This is a genomic window from Burkholderia lata, from assembly GCF_000012945.1.
Classification (GTDB): Bacteria; Pseudomonadota; Gammaproteobacteria; order Burkholderiales; family Burkholderiaceae; genus Burkholderia; species Burkholderia lata.
Genome location: NC_007511.1, coordinates 804,204 through 824,033, shown reverse-complemented (window position 1 = coordinate 824,033; position 19,830 = coordinate 804,204). Strand labels below are relative to the sequence as shown.

Genomic DNA, 19,830 nt, shown 5'->3' with positions numbered 1-19,830 from the left:
GCCCGACCTGCGACGCCGACCGGATCGTCCCGCCCGGCCGCACGCATCGCCGGCACCGCCTGATCCTCGCCGCACGCTCATGACTCAGAAGACCCATCGCCGCCGGCGCATCGTGCTGGCTTCCCTTGCCATCGTTGCGATCGCCACCGGCGTCACGCTGAAGGCGTGCGCGCCCGACAAGCATCCGCAATACCTGTCCGCGCCCGTCTCGCGCGGCGATCTCGAGAACGCGGTGCTGGCAACCGGCGCGCTGCAGGCCTTCCGGCAGGTCGACGTCGGTGCGCAGGTGTCGGGGCAGTTGAAGTCGCTGAAGGTCAAGCTCGGCGACAAGGTCACGAAGGGTCAGTGGCTCGCCGAGATCGATCCCGTGATCTCGGAAAACGCACTGCGCCAGGCGCGCGCCAGCGAAGAAAGCCTGCGCGCGCAACAACAATCGACCGCCGCGCAACTCACGCAGGCGGAACTCGCGTTCAAGCGCCAGCAGGCGATGCTGCCCGACGACGCAACCTCGCGCGAATCGTTCGAGGCCGCGCGCGCGGCGCTCGACGTGCAGCGCGCGACACTCTCGTCACTCGCTGCGCAGATTCGCTCGGCCCGCATCCAGATCGAGACCGCGCAGGCCAACCTCGGCTACACGCGCATCGTCGCGCCGATCGACGGCGAGGTCGTCGCGGTCGTCACGCAGGAAGGCCAGACCGTGATCGCGCAGCAGCAGGCACCGGTGATCCTGAAGCTCGCCGATCTCGACACGATGACCGTGAAGGCGCAGGTGTCGGAAGCCGACGTGATCCGCGTGAGTGCCGGCCAGACCGCGTATTTCACGATCCTCGGCGAACCGGACAAGCGCCACTACGGCAAGCTGCGCGCGATCGAGCCGGCGCCGCAGAACTACGCCGAAGCGCAGAGCCCGCTCGGCGGCGGCGCGGGCGGCGGCTCGAAGCCGAACTCGGCCGTGTTCTACAACGCGCTGTTCGAAGTGCCGAATCCCGAGCATCGGCTGCGCATCTCGATGACCGCGCAAGTCAACATCGTGCTCGGCAACGCCCGCAACGCGCTCAGCATTCCGGCCGCCGCGCTCGGCGAGAAGCGCAAGGACGGCACCTACGCGGTGCGCGTGCTGCGCGCCGACGGCAGCACGGAAACGCGCAACGTCCGCATCGGCATCAACAACAACGTGCGCGTCGAAGTGCTGGCCGGCCTGAAGGACGGCGAACGCGTCGTGATCGGCGAAGCGGCCGGTGACGACCACGCGCCGCTGGCGGACGTGGTGTGACGATGCGCCAGCCCCTGCTGAAACTCGCTGCCGTCACCCGGCGTTTTCCGGCCGGCGACAAGGATGTCGTTGTCCTGAACAACGTCAACCTGTCGATCCACGCGGGCGAGATCGTCGCGATCGTCGGCGCGTCGGGCTCCGGGAAGTCGACGCTGATGAACATCCTCGGCTGCCTCGATCACCCGAGCGAAGGCACCTACACGGTCGGCGGACGCGACACGCACATGCTCGACAGCGACGAGCTCGCGCAGTTGCGCCGCGAACACTTCGGCTTCGTGTTCCAGCGCTATCACCTGCTGCCGCACGTCGACGCGGTCGCGAACCTCGAAATGCCCGCGATCTACGCCGGCACGCCGCGCGCCGAGCGGCACGCACGCGCACGCGAACTGCTCGCGCGCCTCGGGCTCGCGGATCGTGCGCACCATCGCCCCGGGCAACTGTCCGGCGGCCAGCAGCAGCGCGTGAGCATCGCGCGTGCGCTGATGAACGGCGGCCAGGTGATCCTCGCCGACGAACCGACCGGTGCGCTCGACACGAAAAGCGGCCAGGACGTGATCCGCATCCTGCACGAGCTGAACGCACTCGGCCATACGATCGTCATCGTCACGCACGACAAGGCCGTCGCGCGCCATGCGAAGCGCATCATCGAGATCAGCGACGGCGAGATCGTCGCCGACCGGCCGAACCGGCACTATGCGGAAGCCCTCGCGGAAGCGGGCGTGGACGCAGCAGAAGCGGCAGAAGCGTCCGAAGCAGCAGTCGGCGAGTCTCCCACCCGCAATCGCCATGACACGCCGGCGCCGCCCGCAGCCGTCGACACCGATCCGCATGTCGATACCGGCACGCGCACGCGCCGCTTCGCGGCCGGCTCCGGCCGCTTCGCCGAGGCCTGCCGGATGGCGTGGATCGCGCTCGTGTCGCACCGGCTGCGCACGTTGCTGACGATGCTCGGCATCATCATCGGCATCACGTCGGTCGTGTCGATCGTCGCGATCGGCGAAGGCGCGAAGCGCTACATGCTCGACGAGATCGGCAGCATCGGCACGAACACGATCAACATCTATCCGGGCACCGACTGGGGCGACAGCCGCGCCGACGCGATCCAGACGCTCGTGCCCGCCGACGTCGCCGCGCTCACCGAGCAGCCGTACGTCGACAGCGCGACGCCCGAAACGTCGCGCACGCTGCTGCTGCGCTACCGCAACGTCGACGTGAACGCGCTCGTGAGCGGCGTCGGCGACCGCTTCTTCCAGGCGCGAGGAATGCGCTTCGCGCTGGGTGTCGCATTCGACGAGGACGCGGTGCGCCGCCAGGTGCAGGTGGCCGTGATCGACCAGAACACGCGCCGCAAGCTGTTCGGCGCGACGCGCAACCCGATCGGCGAAGTGATCCTGGTCGACAACGTGCCGTGCGTCGTGATCGGCGTGACGGCCGACAAGAAGAGCGCGTTCGGCAGCGTGAAGAGCCTGAACGTGTGGGTGCCGTACACCACGGCAAGCGGGCGCCTGTTCGGGCAGCGTTATCTCGACAGCATCACCGTGCGCGTGCGCGACGGGCAGCCGAGCGCCGCCGCCGAGAAAAGCCTCGAAAAGCTGATGACGCAGCGCCACGGCCGCAAGGACTTCTTCACGTACAACATGGACAGCGTGGTGAAGACCGTCGAAAAAACCGGCCAGTCGCTCACGTTGCTGCTGTCGCTGATCGCCGTGATCTCGCTCGTCGTCGGCGGGATCGGCGTGATGAACATCATGCTGGTGTCGGTCACCGAGCGCACGCGCGAAATCGGCATCCGGATGGCGGTCGGCGCACGCCAGTCCGACATCCTGCAGCAGTTTCTCGTCGAGGCCGTGCTCGTCTGCCTGCTCGGCGGCACGATCGGCATCGCGCTGTCGTTCGGACTCGGCGCGCTGTTCTCGATGTTCGTCGCGCAGTGGAAGATGGTGTTCTCGGCCGGCGCGATCGTGACCGCGTTCGTCTGCTCGACGCTCACCGGTGTGATATTCGGCTTCATGCCCGCGCGCAACGCGTCACGGCTCGATCCGATCGATGCGCTCGCGCGCGACTGACGCAAGGCCCGCCATGACGCATTCCTCACCGCTTCACCGCCTGGGCGCATTCGCGTGCGCGGCCGCGCTGCTCGCCGGCTGCGCGGGCGCACGCCATGAGCCGCTGCCCGCCGTCGCGATGCCCGCGAACTGGGCGGCACCGGCCGCGGCCAACGCGCCCGCCACCCCACGCGACTGGTGGCGCAGCTTCGGCGATCCGCAGCTCGACGCGCTGATCGACGATGCACTGCGCGCCAACAACGACCTCGCGATCGCGGCGATCCGCGTGTACCGCGCGCAACTGCAGGCCGGGCTCGCGGATACGAACCTGACGCCCAACGTGTCGCTCGGCGCGAACGGCGCCGTGTCGCGCACGCTCGATACGCACCAGATGAGCCGGACGAGCGGCGTGACCGGTTCGCTCAGCTATGAAATCGACCTGTGGGGCCGGCTGGCCGCGCTGCGCGACGCGGCGCGCTGGGAGGCCGATGCGACGGCGGCCGATCTCGAAGCCGCACGGCTGTCACTGATCGGCACGACCGCGTCGCTGTACTGGCAGATCGGCTATCTGAACCGGCAGATCGCGCTCGGCGACGCAAACATCGCGTATGCGGTCCGCACGCTCGCGGTCGTCCGGTCGCAGCACACGGCCGGTGCCGTGTCGGGGCTCGATCTTGCACAGGCCGAACAGAGCCTCGCCGCGCAACGCGCCGCGCAGACGCAACTGATCCAGCAGCGCACCGAGAACCGCCACGCACTCGCGATCCTGTTCGACCGGCCGCCTCAGCAACTCGCGGCCGAACCGGCGGCGCTGCCCGTCGCGGCACCGCCGGAAGTGGCGGCCGGCCTGCCCGCGAGCCTGCTCGGCCGGCGCCCCGACTTGCGCGCCGCGGAATTCCGGCTGCGCGAGTCACTCGCGCAGGTCGACGCGACGCGCACGAGCTTCTACCCGACCTTCACGCTGACCGGCCAGGCCGGCACGTCGAGCACGAGCCTCGAGCGCGTGCTGATGAATCCGGTCGGCACGCTCGGGCTCGGCCTGGCACTGCCGTTCATCCAGTGGAACACGATGCAGCTGCAGATCAAGGTGTCGAAGACGCAGTACGAGGAAGCGGTCGTCGGGTTCCGCCAGAAGCTCTACACGGCACTCGCGGAAGTCGAGAATGCGCTGTCGGCGCGCGTGCAGCTGGAGCGCGAAGCCGAACAGCGCGCGCTGTCGCTGGCCCAGGCGCAGCGCGCCGAGCGGCTGGCCGCCGCGCGCTTCGCGGCCGGCGCGACCGCCGTGCAGCCGTGGCTCGACCAGCAGCAGCGGCTGCGCGACGCGCAAAGCGCCGACGAACTGACGCGCCTGAACCGGCTCAACAACCAGATGACGCTGTACCGCGCGCTCGGCGGCGGGATGTCCTGACCGGCGCGCCCATCGAGCCGGCCGCGCCGGCCACGCTCCGCGTCATTCGCACACGGGCGCCCCGCGCCGCGCCGGTGCGAACGCCACCGCGCTCGCCGTCGCGAGCAGAGCCACGCCCGCCGCGCCGTACACCATCACCCAGCCGAACCCGTGCACGAGCGCAGCGTGCAGCGCCGCGCCGGTCGGGTCGGCCTGCGCGAGGGCCGGCGCGATCTCGTGCAGCCCGTCGGTACGACCGGACGCAATCTCCTGCGCGAGCCGGCGCAGTGCCCCGTCACCGATCGTGCCCGCGACCCCGCCCTTCAGACTCGCGACGATTCCCGCGACCAGCACGAAGCCCATCGCCGCGATATTCAGCGCGAGCGAGATCATCCGCGCGCTCATGTCGATGCCCGACGCCATGCCGGCCCGCGAGCTCGGCACCGCACCCGTCGTCGTGTTGGTCACCGGCGTGTTCGTGAGCCCGAGGCCGATGCCGGCGATCACGCAGCCGGGCAGCATCGTGATCCAGCTTGCATGGTCGGCCGCGCTGCCGATCCGCATCAGCGCGAAACCCGCCGCGATCGTGAACAGGCCGCCCGGGATCACGACACCCGGCCCGTAACGCAGCGCGAGCCGTTCGCCGAACGGCGGCGCGACCAGCGTCGGCAACGTGTACGCGAGCAATGCGAGGCCGGCCGTCACGCTGTCGTAGCCGAGCGCGACCTGGAACCAGATCGGCAGGTAGATCATGAACGGCCAGAAGCTGAAGTTCATCCCCATCGAACCGAAGATCGCGCCGGTGAACGCGCGGATCCGGAACACCGAGAAGTCGAACATCGGCCGCGCACTGGCGCGTTCCGCGATGACGAAGCCGGCCAGCGCCGCCACGGTCGCGCCGAGCACACCGAGGCCGGCAGCACTGGTCAGCCCGAGCTCCGCACTTTGCGTGATATAGAACGCCAGGCCGAGCACCGCGAGCGACAGCGTGACGATGCCCGCCACGTCGAGCTTGCCCGCGTGCGGATCGCGCGACTCCTGCACCGCGCCGCCGATCAGCACGAGCGAGATGGCCGCGAGCGGCGCATGGACGAGGAACACCCACGGCCAGCTTGCCAGCGCGACGATCGCGCCGCCGACGATCGGCCCGAACCCGAGCCCGATGCCGAACACGATCCCCCAGATCCCGAATGCGCGGCCACGCTCGCGGCCCTCGCGAAACTGGTGCGACAGCACCGCAATTTGGCAGATCAGCATCGCGCCGCCGCTGGCGCCCTGCAACAGCCGGCCGGCGACGAGCACCGGCACGTTCGGCGCGAGCCCGCACAGCAGCGACGTCGCACCGAACAGCACGGTGCCGATCACGTACACGCGCTTGCGGCCGAACCGGTCGGCAAGCGTGCCGGCCGCCATCAGCACGGTCGTGCATGCGATCGTGTACGCATTCATGATCCACTGCATGCCGTTGAAATCGCCGTGCAGCACGTGTTCGAGCGTCGGCAGGATGACCGGCACGCTCGAGATTTCGAGGCCGAACATCAGCGACGTGAGACAGACGGCCGCGAGTGCGACCGCATTCCTGCGGGAGTCGGATAGCGTCATGCGTATTGCGCCACGGCCCGGCAACGAGCCGCGCGCCTCCAGGTGAGAAGGATTCGCCGCGTGCGGCCGGCGACGCACGCTGGACGGGAATCGGTACTATAGTGAGAATTTCCATCCCCATTGACGCACGTACTTCTCCAGACTGGGGAACTGCAGGACTCAATTACCCCCCTCCCATGACCGACAGACTCGACGGCGTGACGACCTTCGTCCAGGTAGTGGAATCGGGCAGCTTCGCGCTCGCCGCGGAGCGGCTCGACATGACGCGTTCGGCCGTCGGCAAGGCGGTCGCGCGGCTCGAGAAGCGGCTCGGCGCGCGGCTGCTGCAGCGCACGACGCGCAGCCAGAGCCTGACCGACGACGGCCAGGCGTACTACGACCGCTGCGTGCGCGCGCTTGCGGAACTGGAAGCGGCCGAAGCCGATCTCGACTGCGGCCGCAACGAGCCGCGCGGCAAGCTGCGCCTGAGCGTGCCGCTCGCGTTCGGGCACCACTGCGTGACGCCCATCGTGCTCGATCTCGCGCGCACCTATCCGCATTTGCGGATCGACGTGTCGATCACCGACCGTTTCGTCGATCTCGTCGAGGAAGGCATCGACCTCGCGGTGCGGATCGGCACGCTCGCGGACAGCACGAGCCTCGCGGTGCGGCGGCTCGGCACGCAATACGGCAGCCTCGGCGCGGCGCCGTCGTATCTCGCCCGCTACGGGATGCCGAAGACGCTCGACGACCTGAAAGACCACCGGACGATCGCGTATTCACGCTCGGGCGTGATTCAACCGTGGGATTTGCGCGCGCCGGACGGCTCGACGGTACGGATCGACATGCCGCACCAGCTCAGCTTCGACGACGTGCAGGCGATCGCGGCTGCCGGCGCGTCGGGATTCGGGATCGCATGGCTGCCGAGCTGGCTGCTCGACCACTACGTGAAGCGCGGCGAGATGACGGTCGTGCTCGACCGCTGCTTCGTCTGCGAAGGCGACATCCACGCGATCTGGCCGAAGACGCGCTACCTGCCGCGCAAGACGCGCTGCGTGATCGACGCGTTCGCGCAGGCGATTCCGCCGATGATCGAACGATAGGCAGGACTGCGCACGGTGCCGCGCCCGTACGGGCGACATCTCCGCCCTGCCCGCGCTACGTCGCGTCGCCGCCGTCGATCGCCAGCATGCGCCGGCGGCGCGCGCGGGCGAGTGCCGCCGGCGCGAAGTGCAGCACGACCAGCCGCGTCAGATGATGAGACAGGACGAACACGACGTTCAACCCGCCGCCATAGGCGACGATCGTGATCGTCTCGATGGCCCCGGGTGCATACGAGAGCCACAGCGGCAGCACGCCGTAGCCGGACAGCCGCGCCATCCCCCACGCGAACGCACCGGCCACCGTCAGCATCAGCGCGATGCACGCAAGGCCGGTTCGGCCGTATCGCAACCCGTCCGCCAGCGTGATCTGCCGGAACTGCGCACCGATCAGCGCGCCCAGGATGACCGACGCCGCATCGACGCACCACGCCGGCACCTCGACGTCATGCAGCCATCCCGCGCGCACGAACACGCCGGTCAGCACGATGGCCGTGATCATGAACGGCGCCGGCACACCGAGCCCGAGCAACGCCCGCCCGGCCAGCACGCACAGCGCCACCAACGCGGCCAGCGCCAGCCACGTGTCGACCGGCAATGCAGCGACAGCCGCTTGCTGCGGCGCGCCCGCCTGCGCCGGAATGAAACAACTGACCAGGACCGTGATCGACAGGAGCCGCACGAGATGCACGACGATCACCTTGGCCGACGCGCGCTCGGATTCCAGCAGGTCGAATACCGCGGCGAGTGCGCCGGGATAGACGGCCAGCAGTGAATCGGCCCGGTTCCAGCCCGAGACGCGGGACAGCCAAAGACTGCCGACCACGATCTGCGTGGCCAGGCACACGAGCAGGACGCCCAGGCTCGGCACGATCGAGACGACCATCTGCGTGTCCCACGACCTGAACAGCAAGCCGGTGGCCGTGCCGAGCACGATCTGCACGAATTCGAGGCCGAAGCGCAGCCTGGGGGCGAAACCGAACCGGCTGGTTGCGATCGACGCGGCGAGAATCGCGCCGAGCAGCAGGCCATGCGGCACGCCCGCAACCCGCAGCACGAGCCCGACCGCGGTCAGGCAGGCAAGATACGCAAGAGTTTTCATCGGGAAGCGACCTGGCTCCGGAAAATCCGCATGGAAATGCAATTGGAAGCGGCTTGAATGAAATGTCGGACTCGAAACAGAAAAGCGGCACATGCCGAAACATGTGCCGCCTTGCACGCCGCCGGCCGATGCCGACAGATCAATCCGCGCCCAGCGCCGCCAGCGGATGCGCGAACAGCTTCCACGGCGACGTGAGGAAATGCCGCACGCGTTCGGCGCGCAGTTCGACGAGCGACGCGGGCGCCCAGCGCGGCTTGCGATCCTTGTCGACGAGATGGGCGCGCACGCCTTCGCAGAAGTCGCCTTCCTCGATCGCGCGCGCGACGATGCCGAGCTCCATCCGGAACGATTCGGCCAGCGTCATCTGCCGGCCGCGCAGAAGCGCCTCGCGGGTCACGTACAGCATCGTCGGCGAGTGGCCGGTGAGCGCATCGAGGGTCGTCTGCAGCCATTGACGGTGCTCGCGCGACAGGTCCTCACGCGCAAGATCCTGCGTCAGCGTCGCGACGATCCGCTCGACGGTCGAACGCTTGTCGAAGTGACGCACGATCCACGGCATCTGGCCGTCGAGCGCCGCGTGCGGCACGACGTTGCACGGCGGCTCGAACACCTTGCGCAGCAACGGCAGCGCATCGCCTTCCCACTTGACGCTTTCGATGCGCGTCTCGAACGTGTCGAGCCACGCGGACGGCACGCACAGATCCGCGAGCTTCGCGGTCAGCGCATCGGCGCCCGACAGCATCGCGCCGGTCAGCCCGACGTACAGCTCGAGTTCGACCGGCATGCGCGACAGGAAATGCGTCGCGCCGACGTCGGGCACGAGGCCGATGCGCGTCTCCGGCATCGCGATCTTGCTGCGCTCGGTCGCGACGCGCAGCGCCGCGCCCTGCGCGAGGCCCATGCCGCCGCCCATCGTCACGCCGTCCATCAGCGCGACCACCGGCTTCGGGAACGTATGGATCGCGTAGTCGAGCCGGTATTCGTCGACGAAGAACGGCAGCCAGGTTTCGCGCTGCGCGACCATCTTGTACAGCGCGCGCACGTCGCCGCCCGCGCAGAAGCCCTTCTCGCCCGCGCCGCGCAGCACGACCGCGACGATCTGGTCGTCATTGCGGCAGCGCTCGAGCAGCGCGGCCAGCTCGCCGATCATCGCGTACGACAGCGCATTGAGCGCGGCCGGCCGGTTCAGCGTGATCAGCGCCACGCGATTCACCACGCGGAACAGCACCTCGGGTGCGTGCTCCGCGAACGCGTCGTGATTCGTCACCGGCGTGCTCATCGTTGCGGCTCTCCGTCCGTATTCCACTGCGGCGCGCGCTTGCCGAGAAACGCGGCCACGCCTTCGCGCGGATCGTTCGTGTCGAACAGGTCGACGAAGCGTTCGCGCTCGACCGCGAGCGCCGCGCTGCGCGGCACGCCGCGGCGCGCGAGGCCGATCAGCTCCTTGCTGTACGCGACCGCGTGCGGGCTCTGCCGCGCGACGTTGCGCGCGAGCGCCAGCGCGGCATCGCGCGACGCGCCCGACTCCACGACGTCCTCGACGAGGCCGATCCGCAGCGCCGTGGCTGCGTCGACACGCGCACCGGTCAGGATGATCTTCTTCGCCCAGCCTTCGCCGACGAGCCAGGGCAGCGTCTGCGTGCCCAGCCCGCACGGCAGCAGGCCGACCGACGGCTCGGGCAGCGCCATCTGCGCATGCGTCTCCGCGATTCGCAGGTCGCACGCGAGCGCGCATTCGAGCCCGCCGCCCATCGCATAGCCGTTGATCGCCGCGATGGTCACGACGCGCGCGTCGTGCAGCGCCTCGAACGCCGCGCCGAAGCGCGACGCCATCGCGCGTGCCACCGCGCGGTCGCCTTCGGCGAACGTGTTGAGGTCGGCACCGGCACTGAAGAACTTCGGGCCGTCGCCGGTGATCACCAGCGCGCGCACGCGCGGGTTCGCATTCAGTTCGGCGACGGTTTCCTGCAGTTGCTGCAGCCCGTCGGCGGTAAAGGCGTTCGCGGGCGGACGCTTGAGCGTCGCGCACGCGATCGCGCCGTCGTCGACGTAGTCCAGTTCGATCATCACGCGTCCTTCTTCGTTGCCGGTTGGTACAGGCGGATCACCGCCGAGAAATCGAGCTGGCCGTCGCCACGGCTGCTCATCGTCTGGTACAGCTGCTGCGCGAGCGCGCCGAGATAAACAGGCTGGCGGGCCTGCTTCGCCGCATCGTTCGCGAGGCCGAGATCCTTCAGCATCAGGTCGGTGCCGAAGCCGCCCGAGTACCCGCGCGACGACGGCGCGGTATCGATCACGCCCGGATACGGGTTATAGGTATCCGAGCTCCAGCAGCGGCCCGTCGACGTGTTGACGATGCCGGCCAGCACCTTCGGGTCGATGCCGAGCGCGACGCCGAGTGACATCGCCTCCGACACGGCCGCCATCGAGATACCGAGCACGAGGTTGTTGCAGACCTTCGCGACCTGCCCCATCCCCGTCGCGCCGCAGTGGACGATGTTCTTGCCCATGCCCGCGAGCACCGGCTTCACGCGCTCGAAATCCGCGTCGCTGCCACCGACCATGAAGGTCAGCGTGCCGGCCGCCGCGCCGCCGGTGCCGCCCGACACGGGCGCATCGACGAACGCGCCGCCGTGCTCGCGCACGAGCGCGCCGAACGCCTGCGCGCTCGCCGGGTCGATCGTGCTCGAATCGATCACGGTCGCGCCCGCGCCGAGGCCGGCGAGCACGCCGTTCTCGCCGGACAGCACCGAGCGCACGTGCGGTGCGGCCGGCAGCATCGTGATGACGAACGTCGCGCCCGATGCCGCATCGCGCGGCGATGCAGCCACCTGTGCGCCGGCATCCTGCAGCGCGCGCAATGCATCGGCGCTCAGGTCGAATGCGTGCACTTCGTGGCCGGCTTTCAGCAGGTTCAGCGCCATCGGCGCACCCATGTGGCCGAGGCCGATAAATCCGATTTTCATGTTCGTGTCCTCCGTCGCTCAGTGCAGCCGGATCGTCGTATTCACCGGGCCGGCCGTCGTATCGTCGTCGAACCAGCGTGCGGTGACCGTCTTGGTCTGAGTGTAGAACTGCACGACCTGCTTGCCGTACGGGCCGAGATCGCCGAGCTTCGAGCCGCGCGAGCCCGTGAAGCTGAAGAACGGCACGGGCACCGGGATCGGGATGTTGATGCCGACCTGGCCGATGTCGATCTCGCTCTGGAACTTGCGTGCGGCCGCGCCGCTCTGCGTGAACAGGCCGACGCCGTTGCCGAACGGGTTCGCGTTGACGAGCGCGATCGCTTCGTCGAGCGTATCGGCTTCCATCACGACCAGCACCGGGCCGAAGATTTCATGCGTGTAGACCGACATGCCGGTCTTCACGCCCGAGAAGATCGTCGGGCCGACGAAGTTGCCGTGCTCATAGCCGGTCACCTTCACGTCGCGGCCGTCGAGTTCGAGCTTCGCGCCTTCCTTCACGCCCGCGTCGATCAGCGACAGGATGCGTTCCTTCGCGGCCTTCGACACGACCGGCCCGACATCCGTGCCGGCTTCCGCGCCCGCATTGACCTTCAGCGCCTTCGCCTTCGCGACGATGTCCGGCAGCCAGTCGCGCGCGTTGCCGACGAGCACCGCGACCGACGTTGCCATGCAGCGCTGGCCGGCCGCGCCGAAGCCCGCACCGACGAGCGCGTTGATCGCCTGCTCGCGGTTCGCGTCGGGCAACACGACGGCGTGGTTCTTCGCGCCCATCATCGACTGCACGCGCTTGCCGTTCGCGCTGCCGAGGTTGTACACGTGCGTGCCGACCGCCGTCGAGCCGACGAACGAGATCGCCTTCACGAGCGGATGCGTGCAGATCGCATCGACCACTTCCTTGCCGCCGTGCACGACGTTCAGCACCCCTTTCGGTACGCCGGCCTCGACCGCGAGCTCGACGAGCTCCATCGTCGACAGCGGGTCCTGTTCCGACGGTTTCAGCACGAACGTGTTGCCGCAGACGATCGCCATCGGGAACATCCACAGCGGAATCATCGCGGGGAAGTTGAACGGCGTGATGCCTGCGCACACGCCGAGCGGCTGGCGCAGCGTGTAGGTATCCACGCCACCCGCGACGTTCTCCGCGAATTCGCCGAGCTGCAGCGAACCGATCGAGCAGGCATGCTCGACCACTTCGAGGCCGCGGAAGATGTCGCCTTCGGCATCGGGAATCGTCTTGCCCTGCTCGGCCGTCAGCGTCTTCGCGATGCGCTGCTGGTTCGTGCGCACGAGATCCTGGAACTTCAGCATGATGCGCATGCGCGCGGCGATCGGCGTGTTCTTCCACGTCGCGTACGCGGTGTGCGCGGCCTGCACGGCCGCGTCGACTTCCGCGACGGTCGCGAACGGCACGCGCGCGAGCACCTGCTGCGTCGCCGGGTTGACGATGTCGCGCCACTCGTTCGTGGCGGACTCGACGAAGGCGCCGTCGATCAGCAGTTTGACCGTCGGCACGTCTTTCGAATTCGCGTTCATCGATCCAATCTCCTGGCAGAGGGCCGCGTAGCGCGATAGCGCCGCGCGGCCGGTTCAATTCGGCTGCGGGCGGCGGCCGCGGAATGCGGCGCGCGCGGCCCGCGGTCACGTCACTTCAATTCAGCGGCGAAATCTTCTTCCCAGTATTCGCCGGGCATCCGTTCACTTGCGTCGTCGCCACGCTCGATCTCGCGGCGGCGCAATTCGACGCGGCGGATCTTCCCCGAGATCGTCTTCGGCAGCTCCGCGAACTGGAGGCGGCGAATGCGCTTGTACGGCGCGAGCTTCTCGCGCGAGAAACGGAAGATTTCCAGCGCGAGTTCGGGGCTTTCCTCGTAGCCCTGGCGCAGCGTGATGAAGGTCTTCGGCACCGACAGCCGCACGGGGTCGGGGCTCGGCACGACAGCCGCCTCGGCGATCGCCGGATGCTCGATCAGCACGCTTTCGAGTTCGAACGGGCTGAGCCGGTAGTCGGACGACTTGAACACGTCGTCCGCGCGGCCGATGTACACGTAGTAACCGTCGTCGCCGCGCATCGCGATGTCCGACGTGCGGTAGTGGCCGTCGCGCATCGCGTAGGCCGTCGCGTCGGGGTTGTTCGCATAGCCGTTCATCAGCCCGACCGGGCGCGTGACGTCGGCGCCGATCGGCAGCGCGACCTCGCCTTCGGTCACGGGCATGCCGTCCGGGTCGAGCAGCGCAATGCGGTAACCGGGCAGCGGCCGGCCCATCGAACCCGCGACGACCGGCTGGCCCGGCGAGTTGCCGATCAGGCAGGTCGTTTCGGTCTGGCCGTAGCCGTCACGGATCGCGATGCCCCACGCCTTCTTCACGCGCTCGATGATCTCGGGATTCAGCGGCTCGCCCGCGCCGACGATCTCGCGCAGCTTCACATCGAACGACGCGAGCGGCTGCTGCACGAGCATGCGCCACACGGTCGGCGGCGCGCACAGCGTCGTCACCTGGTATTTGACGAGCGCATCGAGCACCACCTTCGGCTCGAAGCGCGCGTAGTTGAACGCGAACACGCACGCCTGCGCGTTCCACGGTGCAAAGAAGCAGCTCCACGCGTGCTTCGCCCAGCCCGGCGAGCTGATGTTCCAGTGGATGTCGCCCGGCTGCAGGCCGATCCAGTACATCGTCGACAGATGGCCGACCGGATAGGTGCGGTGCGTATGCTCGACGAGCTTCGGCTTCGACGTCGTGCCCGATGTGAAGTACAGCAGCATCGCTTCGTTCGACTGCGTGACGGCGTCCGGGTTGAATTCGGCGCTCGCCGCATAGCCGTCGTTCATCGCGAGCCAGCCCGCGCGTGGTGCGCCGGCGACGATCTTCTGCGCGAGGCCGAGATCCGGCTGTTCGAATTTGGCGGTTTCGTTCTCGTCGACGATCGCGTATTTCGCGCCGCCGATCTGCACGCGGTCGCGAACGTCGTCGGGAGACAGTTGGGTGGTAGCAGGCAGCACGATCGCGCCGAGCTTCATCGCGGCGAGCATCGCGTCCCACAGCTCGACACGGTTCGGCAGCATCAGCAGGATCCGGTCGCCGCGCACGACGCCGATCGAGCGCAGCCAGTTCGCGATCCGCGACGAACGCTCGGACATCTGCGCGAACGAATACGGATCGCCCGTGCCGGTCGCCGCGTCGACGATCCACAGCGCGGGCTGGTCGTTGCCGCGCGCCATCGGGTCGAAGTAGTCGAGCGCCCAGTTGAACGCGTCGAGCACCGGCCACTCGAACTCGCGGTAAGCGGTTTCGTAGTCGGTGCGATGGCGCAGCAGAAAGTCGCGTGCGTTCAGGAATGCCTGTACCGTCATCGTGTCCTCCAGTCTCCGTGCCTCGTGCGGTCGACCCGCGTGAGCGCCTTGTCGCTTACGTGGATCCCATGCGCTGGCAAGTCTCCATGCGTCGCGGTCAACCGGGTATGCGCTGCAGCCCATGCCCGGTTGCCTCTGTTGCGGCGCACGGTCACGTCATTGCGTGCCGCGTTCGCCGCGCTGCCCTCGTGCCCTGCTGACGTTGTCGCCGGGGCAACCGCCGCGGCTCAAAGCTGCCGTGCGATCACCATCCGTTGCACTTCGCTGGTGCCTTCGTAAATCTGCGTGATGCGCGCGTCGCGATAGTGACGCTCGACTTCGTAATCGACCAGGTAGCCGTAGCCGCCGTGGATCTGGATCGCGTCCGAACACACGCGCTCGGCCATCTCCGATGCGAACAGCTTCGCCTGCGACGCTTCCGACAGGCACGGCAGCCCGGCCGTGCGCAGCTTCGCCGCGTGATGCACGAGCAGGCGCGCGGCATTGATCTGCACGGCCATGTCGGCGAGCTTCTGCTGGATCGCCTGGTGCTCGGCGATCGGCTTGCCGAACTGCACGCGCTCGCCCGCATAGCGGCGCGCCTTGTCGAACGCGGCGCGCGCGATGCCGAGCGCCTGCGCGGCGATGCCGATACGGCCGCCTTCGAGGTTCGACAACGCGATCTTGAGCCCTTCGCCGCGATTGCCGAGCAGGTTTTCTTCCGGAATCGCGCAGTTCTCGAACGTGATCGGGCACGTATCCGACGCACGGATGCCCATCTTCTTCTCGGGTTTGCCGACGATGAAGCCCGGCGTGTCGGTCGGCACCAGGAACGCGGAAATGCCGCGCTTGCCGGCTTCCGGGTCGGTCATGGCAAAAACGATCGCGACGCCGGCGCGCTGGCCGTTGGTCACGAACTGCTTCGCGCCGTTCAGCACCCATTTACCGTCGCGCAGTTCCGCACGCGTGCGCAGGTTGTTCGCCTCGGAGCCTGCCTGCGGCTCGGTCAGGCAGAACGCGCCGATCACGCGGCCGGACGCCATTTCGGCCAGCCAGCGATCCTTCTGCGCCGGCGTGCCGAAACCGAGGATCGGCCCGCAGCCGACCGAGTTGTGCACGCTCATCATCGTCGCGCACGCGGCGTCGCCGGCGGCAACCTCCTCCATCGCCAGCGCATAGGCCACGTAGTCCGTATACGAGCCGCCCAGCTCCTGCGGCACGATCATCCCGAGCAGGCCGAGTTCGCCGAGCTGCGCGACGATCTCGTCGGGCAGGTGCGCATCGTGGTCCCATTGCGCCGAGCTCGGTGCCAGCATCTCGGTGGCAAACGCGCGCGCGGCATCGCGGATCATCCGCTGGTCTTCGGTGTAAAGCTCGTCCATGGTGCTGCTGTCTCCCGCGGCCGCCGGGCGCGACCGTCCTTGCGTTTCGATGCAACAAGTGTAGGCAAGCAGGCGCGACTGTTCGATGCTCGCGTCGCTCATTTACACTGAGCGTTTTTGCCACACCGGCGGCACGGATGAAGCAGGAAGACAAGGGAACCGTCGCGATCAGCCTCGTCGCTTACAGCGTCGCGCTCGCGACCCGGCGCGGCGTCGCCGCCGAGCCGCTGCTCGCGCAGGCCGGCATCGCGCCCGCGCTGCTCGGGCAGCCGCGCGCACGGGTCTCCGCGCAGCAATACGGCGCGCTGTGGAACGCGATCGCGCGCACGCTCGACGACGAGTTTTTCGGGCAGGATCGCCACCCGATGCGCAGCGGCAGCTTCATCGCGATGAGCCAGGCGGCGCTGTCCGCGCGGGACGGCCTGCACGCGATGGCGCGCGCGGTGAATTTCATGCACTGCGTGCTCGACGACCTGCACGCGGAGCTCGACGCGAACCCGCAGCGCGTGCGGCTGCGCTTCGTGCACCGCAACAACGGCGCGACGCCCGCGATGTTCACGTACGCGACCTATTTCATCATCGTCTACGGGCTCACCTGCTGGCTGATCGGGCGGCGCATCCCGCTGCTGCATGCGAGCTTCCGCTGCGACACGCCGCCCGCCGACCACGAATACCCGTCGATGTTCTGTGACGACATGCGATTCAACGAACCCGATTCGTATGTCGATTTCGATCCCGAATTCGCGACGCTGCCGGTCGTGCAGAACGCGAAGACGCTGAAGACGTTCCTGCGCAACGCGCCGGCTAGCTTCATCGTCAAGTACCGCAACCCGAACGCGCTCGCGCAGCGCGTGCGTGCGGTGCTCCGCGGAATGCCGCCGGCCGCCTGGCCCGGCGCCGGCGGGATGGCCGCGCGGCTGCACGTGGCCGAGGCCACGCTGCGCCGCAAGCTGCATCAGGAAGGCCACGCGTACCAGTCGATCAAGGACACGCTGCGGCGCGATCTCGCGTTTGAGGCGCTGGCCGACCCCGCGCGCACGATCGCCGACGTCGCGGCCGCGACCGGGTTCGCGGAACCGAGCGCGTTCTACCGCGCGTTCCGCAAATGGAGCGGGCGCAGCCCGGCCGACTATCGCGACGAAGTGCTCGCGCGGGGCGGCGGCGCGAGCTGAAGCGGGCCGGCACGGCCGTCGCTTCGCGCTTTGTGCCGAAACCGCCTAATCTTTAAGCATCGGGCCTACGCCCTTTCCGCCAGCCGGACGACACGCGGCCGCGCGCCGCCCGGACGCCGCGATGCACTTTCATCGTCATGGGCCGCCGCCGGCGCCTGCCACGCCCGGCGGCCACCCTCGTCACCCGCTGTCCGCGCGGGTCGCGCGCGCCGCGCTGTTCGCGGCGCTGCTCGTCGTGTGTGCGGCGGTCGCCGCGCCATCGCCAGCCGAGGCACCCGCCGCCGCCCGCCCGGTGGTCGTGATCCCGATCAACGGCGCGATCGGCCCGGCCAGTGCCGATTTCATTGTCCGCTCGCTCGACCGCGCGGCCCGCCAGCACGCGCCGCTCGCGATCCTGCAGCTCGACACGCCCGGCGGCCTCGACACGTCGATGCGGCAGATCATCAAGGCCATCCTCGGCTCGCCGGTGCCGGTCGCCGCGTTCGTCGCGCCGGGCGGCGCGCGGGCCGCGAGCGCGGGCACCTACATCGTCTATGCCAGCCACTTCGCGGCGATGGCGCCCGGCACCAATCTCGGCGCGGCGTCGCCCGTACAGTTCGGCATCGGCGGCGCCGCGCCGCCGGGCGGAAATCCCGCGGCGCCGCACGCGCCGGCCGGCACCTCGGGGGCGTCTGGGGCGTCCGATGCGGCCGCCACGCAGGCCGCGCTGCCGACCGATACGCAATCGACCGAGATCCGCAAGGCGATGCAGGATGCCTCCGCGTATATCCGCGGCCTCGCGCAGTTGCGCGGGCGCAATGCCGAATGGGGCGAGCGCGCGGTGCGCGAGGCCGTGAGTTTGTCGGCGAACGAGGCGCGTACGCAGCATGTGGTCGACCTGATCGCGCAGGACCCGGCCGACCTGGCTCGCCAGCTCGACGGCCACACCGTGACGACCACCGCCGGCACGGTACGGCTCGCGACCGCCCATGCGCCGCTCGTCGTGCTCGAGCCTGACTGGCGCAGCCGCTTCCTGGCGATCATCGCCGACCCGAACGTCGCGCTGATCCTGTTGACGATCGGCATCTACGGCCTGTTCTTCGAGTTCGCGAACCCCGGCTTCGTGCTGCCGGGCGTCGTCGGCACGATCTGCCTGCTGGTCGGGCTGTTCGCGATGCAGTTGCTGCCGATCAGCTATGCGGGCCTCGGCCTCGTGCTGCTCGGTCTCGGCTGCCTGGTCGCCGAGGCGTTCCTGCCGACCTTCGGCGTGCTCGGGTTCGGCGGAATCGTGTCGTTCACGATCGGCGCGCTGATGCTGATCGACACCGACGTGCCCGGCTACGGGATTCCGTGGCCCGTGATCGCGAGCCTCGCGCTCGGCGGCGGGCTGCTCGTCGCGGGCGTGTCGAGCGTCGCGCTGCGCGCGCGGCGCCGCCCGGTCGTGACGGGCGCCGAGGCAATGGTCGGCAGCATCGGCGAAGTGCTCGACGACGGCCTGCTGGCCGACCAGCCGCACGGTGCGGCCGGCACCGCGCCGTCCGCCGCCGGCTGGGCGCGCGTGCGCGGCGAGCGCTGGCGCGTGGCCAGCAGCGCGCCGCTTGCCGCCGGCTGCCGCGTGCGTGTCACCGGCCGCCACGGGCTGCTGCTCACGGTCGCCCCGCTCTACGACGTGCCGGGGCAGGAACACCATCAAGAACAACACCAGGGAGAACCTTCATGATCGGCTACACGTTCGGCTTCAGCAGCGTCCTGATCGTCTTCGTCGTCGTGCTCGTCGCGTCGTCGATCCGCATCTTCCGCGAGTACGAGCGCGGTGTCGTGTTCATGCTCGGCCGCTTCTGGAAGGTGAAGGGGCCGGGGCTCGTGCTGATCATCCCGATCGTCCAGCAGGTCGTGCGGATCGACCTGCGCACCGTCGTGTTCGACGTGCCCGCGCAGGACGTGATCACGCGCGACAACGTGTCGGTGAAGGTCAATGCGGTCGTGTATTTCCGCGTGGTCGATCCGGAGAAGGCCGTGATCCAGGTCGCGCGCTTCTTCGAGGCGACGAGCCAGCTCGCGCAGACGACGCTGCGCGCGGTGCTCGGCAAGCACGAACTCGATGCGCTGCTCGCCGAGCGCGAACAGCTGAACGCCGACATCCAGAAGACGCTCGACGCGCAGACCGATGCGTGGGGGATCAAGGTGTCGACGGTCGAGATCAAGCACGTCGACCTGAACGAGACGATGATCCGCGCGATCGCGCGGCAGGCCGAGGCCGAACGCGAGCGGCGCGCGAAGGTGATTCATGCGGAAGGCGAACTGCAGGCGTCGGAGAAACTGCTGCAGGCCGCGCAACGGCTCGCGCTGCAGCCGCAGGCGATGCAGCTGCGCTACCTGCAGACGCTGACGACGATCGCGGCGGACAAGAACTCGACGATCGTGTTTCCGCTGCCGGTCGATCTGCTGGGGGCGTTGCTGGAGCGGTTGGGGGGGAAGCGGGAGGGGTGAGCGCGCGGCCTCGCGTACGTCGAT

Annotated in this window: 15 protein-coding genes; 7 read left to right on the top strand and 8 right to left on the bottom strand. The window is 68.8% G+C overall.

The features are described 5' to 3' along the window. Positions 1–79: 79 nt before the first annotated feature. From BCEP18194_RS26410 to BCEP18194_RS26400, 3 genes are read left to right on the top strand one after another with little or no spacing between them, the layout of a single operon-like run. Entirely contained in the window at positions 80–1,273 is a 1,194-nt protein-coding gene (locus tag BCEP18194_RS26410; RefSeq protein ID WP_011354333.1) for an efflux RND transporter periplasmic adaptor subunit, read from the top strand. Positions 1,274–1,275: 2 nt separating this feature from the next. Beyond that, complete coding sequence (locus tag BCEP18194_RS26405; protein ID WP_011354332.1) at positions 1,276–3,339, top strand: MacB family efflux pump subunit; 2,064 nt, start codon at positions 1,276–1,278, stop codon at positions 3,337–3,339. Between the two features lie 13 nt (positions 3,340–3,352). Further along, positions 3,353–4,726: an efflux transporter outer membrane subunit gene (locus tag BCEP18194_RS26400; protein ID WP_041493206.1), complete on the top strand. Its 1,374-nt coding sequence runs from the start codon at positions 3,353–3,355 to the stop codon at positions 4,724–4,726. 42 nt (positions 4,727–4,768) lie between these two features. Here the strand turns inward: BCEP18194_RS26400 and BCEP18194_RS26395 are convergent, their stop codons facing one another. Then, positions 4,769–6,307, bottom strand: a complete 1,539-nt coding sequence (locus BCEP18194_RS26395) for an MFS transporter (RefSeq protein ID WP_011354330.1) — start codon at positions 6,305–6,307, stop codon at positions 4,769–4,771. 176 nt (positions 6,308–6,483) lie between these two features. On the opposite strand from BCEP18194_RS26395, the gene BCEP18194_RS26390 reads away from it, so the two are divergent. After that, positions 6,484–7,389 (top strand): LysR family transcriptional regulator, encoded by a 906-nt coding sequence (locus tag BCEP18194_RS26390; protein ID WP_041493205.1) that lies wholly within the window; start codon positions 6,484–6,486, stop codon positions 7,387–7,389. 55 nt (positions 7,390–7,444) lie between these two features. On the opposite strand, the gene BCEP18194_RS26385 is transcribed toward BCEP18194_RS26390, so the two are convergent. The 7 genes from BCEP18194_RS26385 to BCEP18194_RS26355 form a co-directional block, all read right to left on the bottom strand. Beyond that, on the bottom strand, positions 7,445–8,488 hold the full coding sequence (locus BCEP18194_RS26385; RefSeq protein ID WP_011354328.1) for an AbrB family transcriptional regulator: 1,044 nt from the start codon (positions 8,486–8,488) through the stop codon (positions 7,445–7,447). 139 nt (positions 8,489–8,627) lie between these two features. Next, the gene (locus BCEP18194_RS26380) at positions 8,628–9,767 is read right to left on the bottom strand and encodes an enoyl-CoA hydratase/isomerase family protein (RefSeq protein WP_011354327.1); all 1,140 of its coding nucleotides are present in this window, start codon (positions 9,765–9,767) and stop codon (positions 8,628–8,630) included. Further along, positions 9,764–10,555: an enoyl-CoA hydratase gene (locus BCEP18194_RS26375; RefSeq protein WP_011354326.1), complete on the bottom strand. Its 792-nt coding sequence runs from the start codon at positions 10,553–10,555 to the stop codon at positions 9,764–9,766. Before BCEP18194_RS26375 ends, BCEP18194_RS26380 begins: the two co-directional genes overlap by 4 nt. Further along, positions 10,555–11,454 (bottom strand): 3-hydroxyisobutyrate dehydrogenase, encoded by a 900-nt coding sequence (gene mmsB, locus BCEP18194_RS26370; protein ID WP_011354325.1) that lies wholly within the window; start codon positions 11,452–11,454, stop codon positions 10,555–10,557. Before mmsB ends, BCEP18194_RS26375 begins: the two co-directional genes overlap by 1 nt. An 18-nt stretch (positions 11,455–11,472) precedes the next feature. Further along, a complete protein-coding gene (locus BCEP18194_RS26365; RefSeq protein ID WP_011354324.1) occupies positions 11,473–12,987 on the bottom strand; it encodes a CoA-acylating methylmalonate-semialdehyde dehydrogenase in 1,515 nt (504 codons plus the stop codon). 110 nt (positions 12,988–13,097) lie between these two features. Continuing rightward, on the bottom strand, positions 13,098–14,804 hold the full coding sequence (locus tag BCEP18194_RS26360; protein ID WP_041493204.1) for an AMP-binding protein: 1,707 nt from the start codon (positions 14,802–14,804) through the stop codon (positions 13,098–13,100). Positions 14,805–15,031: 227 nt separating this feature from the next. Beyond that, entirely contained in the window at positions 15,032–16,165 is a 1,134-nt protein-coding gene (locus BCEP18194_RS26355) for an acyl-CoA dehydrogenase family protein (protein WP_011354322.1), read from the bottom strand. 137 nt (positions 16,166–16,302) lie between these two features. Between BCEP18194_RS26355 and BCEP18194_RS26350 the strand changes: the two genes are divergently transcribed. From BCEP18194_RS26350 to BCEP18194_RS26340, 3 genes are all read left to right on the top strand, one after another. Further along, entirely contained in the window at positions 16,303–17,337 is a 1,035-nt protein-coding gene (locus BCEP18194_RS26350; protein WP_011354321.1) for an AraC family transcriptional regulator, read from the top strand. 121 nt (positions 17,338–17,458) lie between these two features. After that, positions 17,459–19,036 (top strand): NfeD family protein, encoded by a 1,578-nt coding sequence (locus BCEP18194_RS26345; RefSeq protein WP_011354320.1) that lies wholly within the window; start codon positions 17,459–17,461, stop codon positions 19,034–19,036. Then, positions 19,033–19,806, top strand: a complete 774-nt coding sequence (locus BCEP18194_RS26340) for a slipin family protein (protein WP_011354319.1) — start codon at positions 19,033–19,035, stop codon at positions 19,804–19,806. Before BCEP18194_RS26345 ends, BCEP18194_RS26340 begins: the two co-directional genes overlap by 4 nt. Positions 19,807–19,830: the final 24 nt, after the last annotated feature.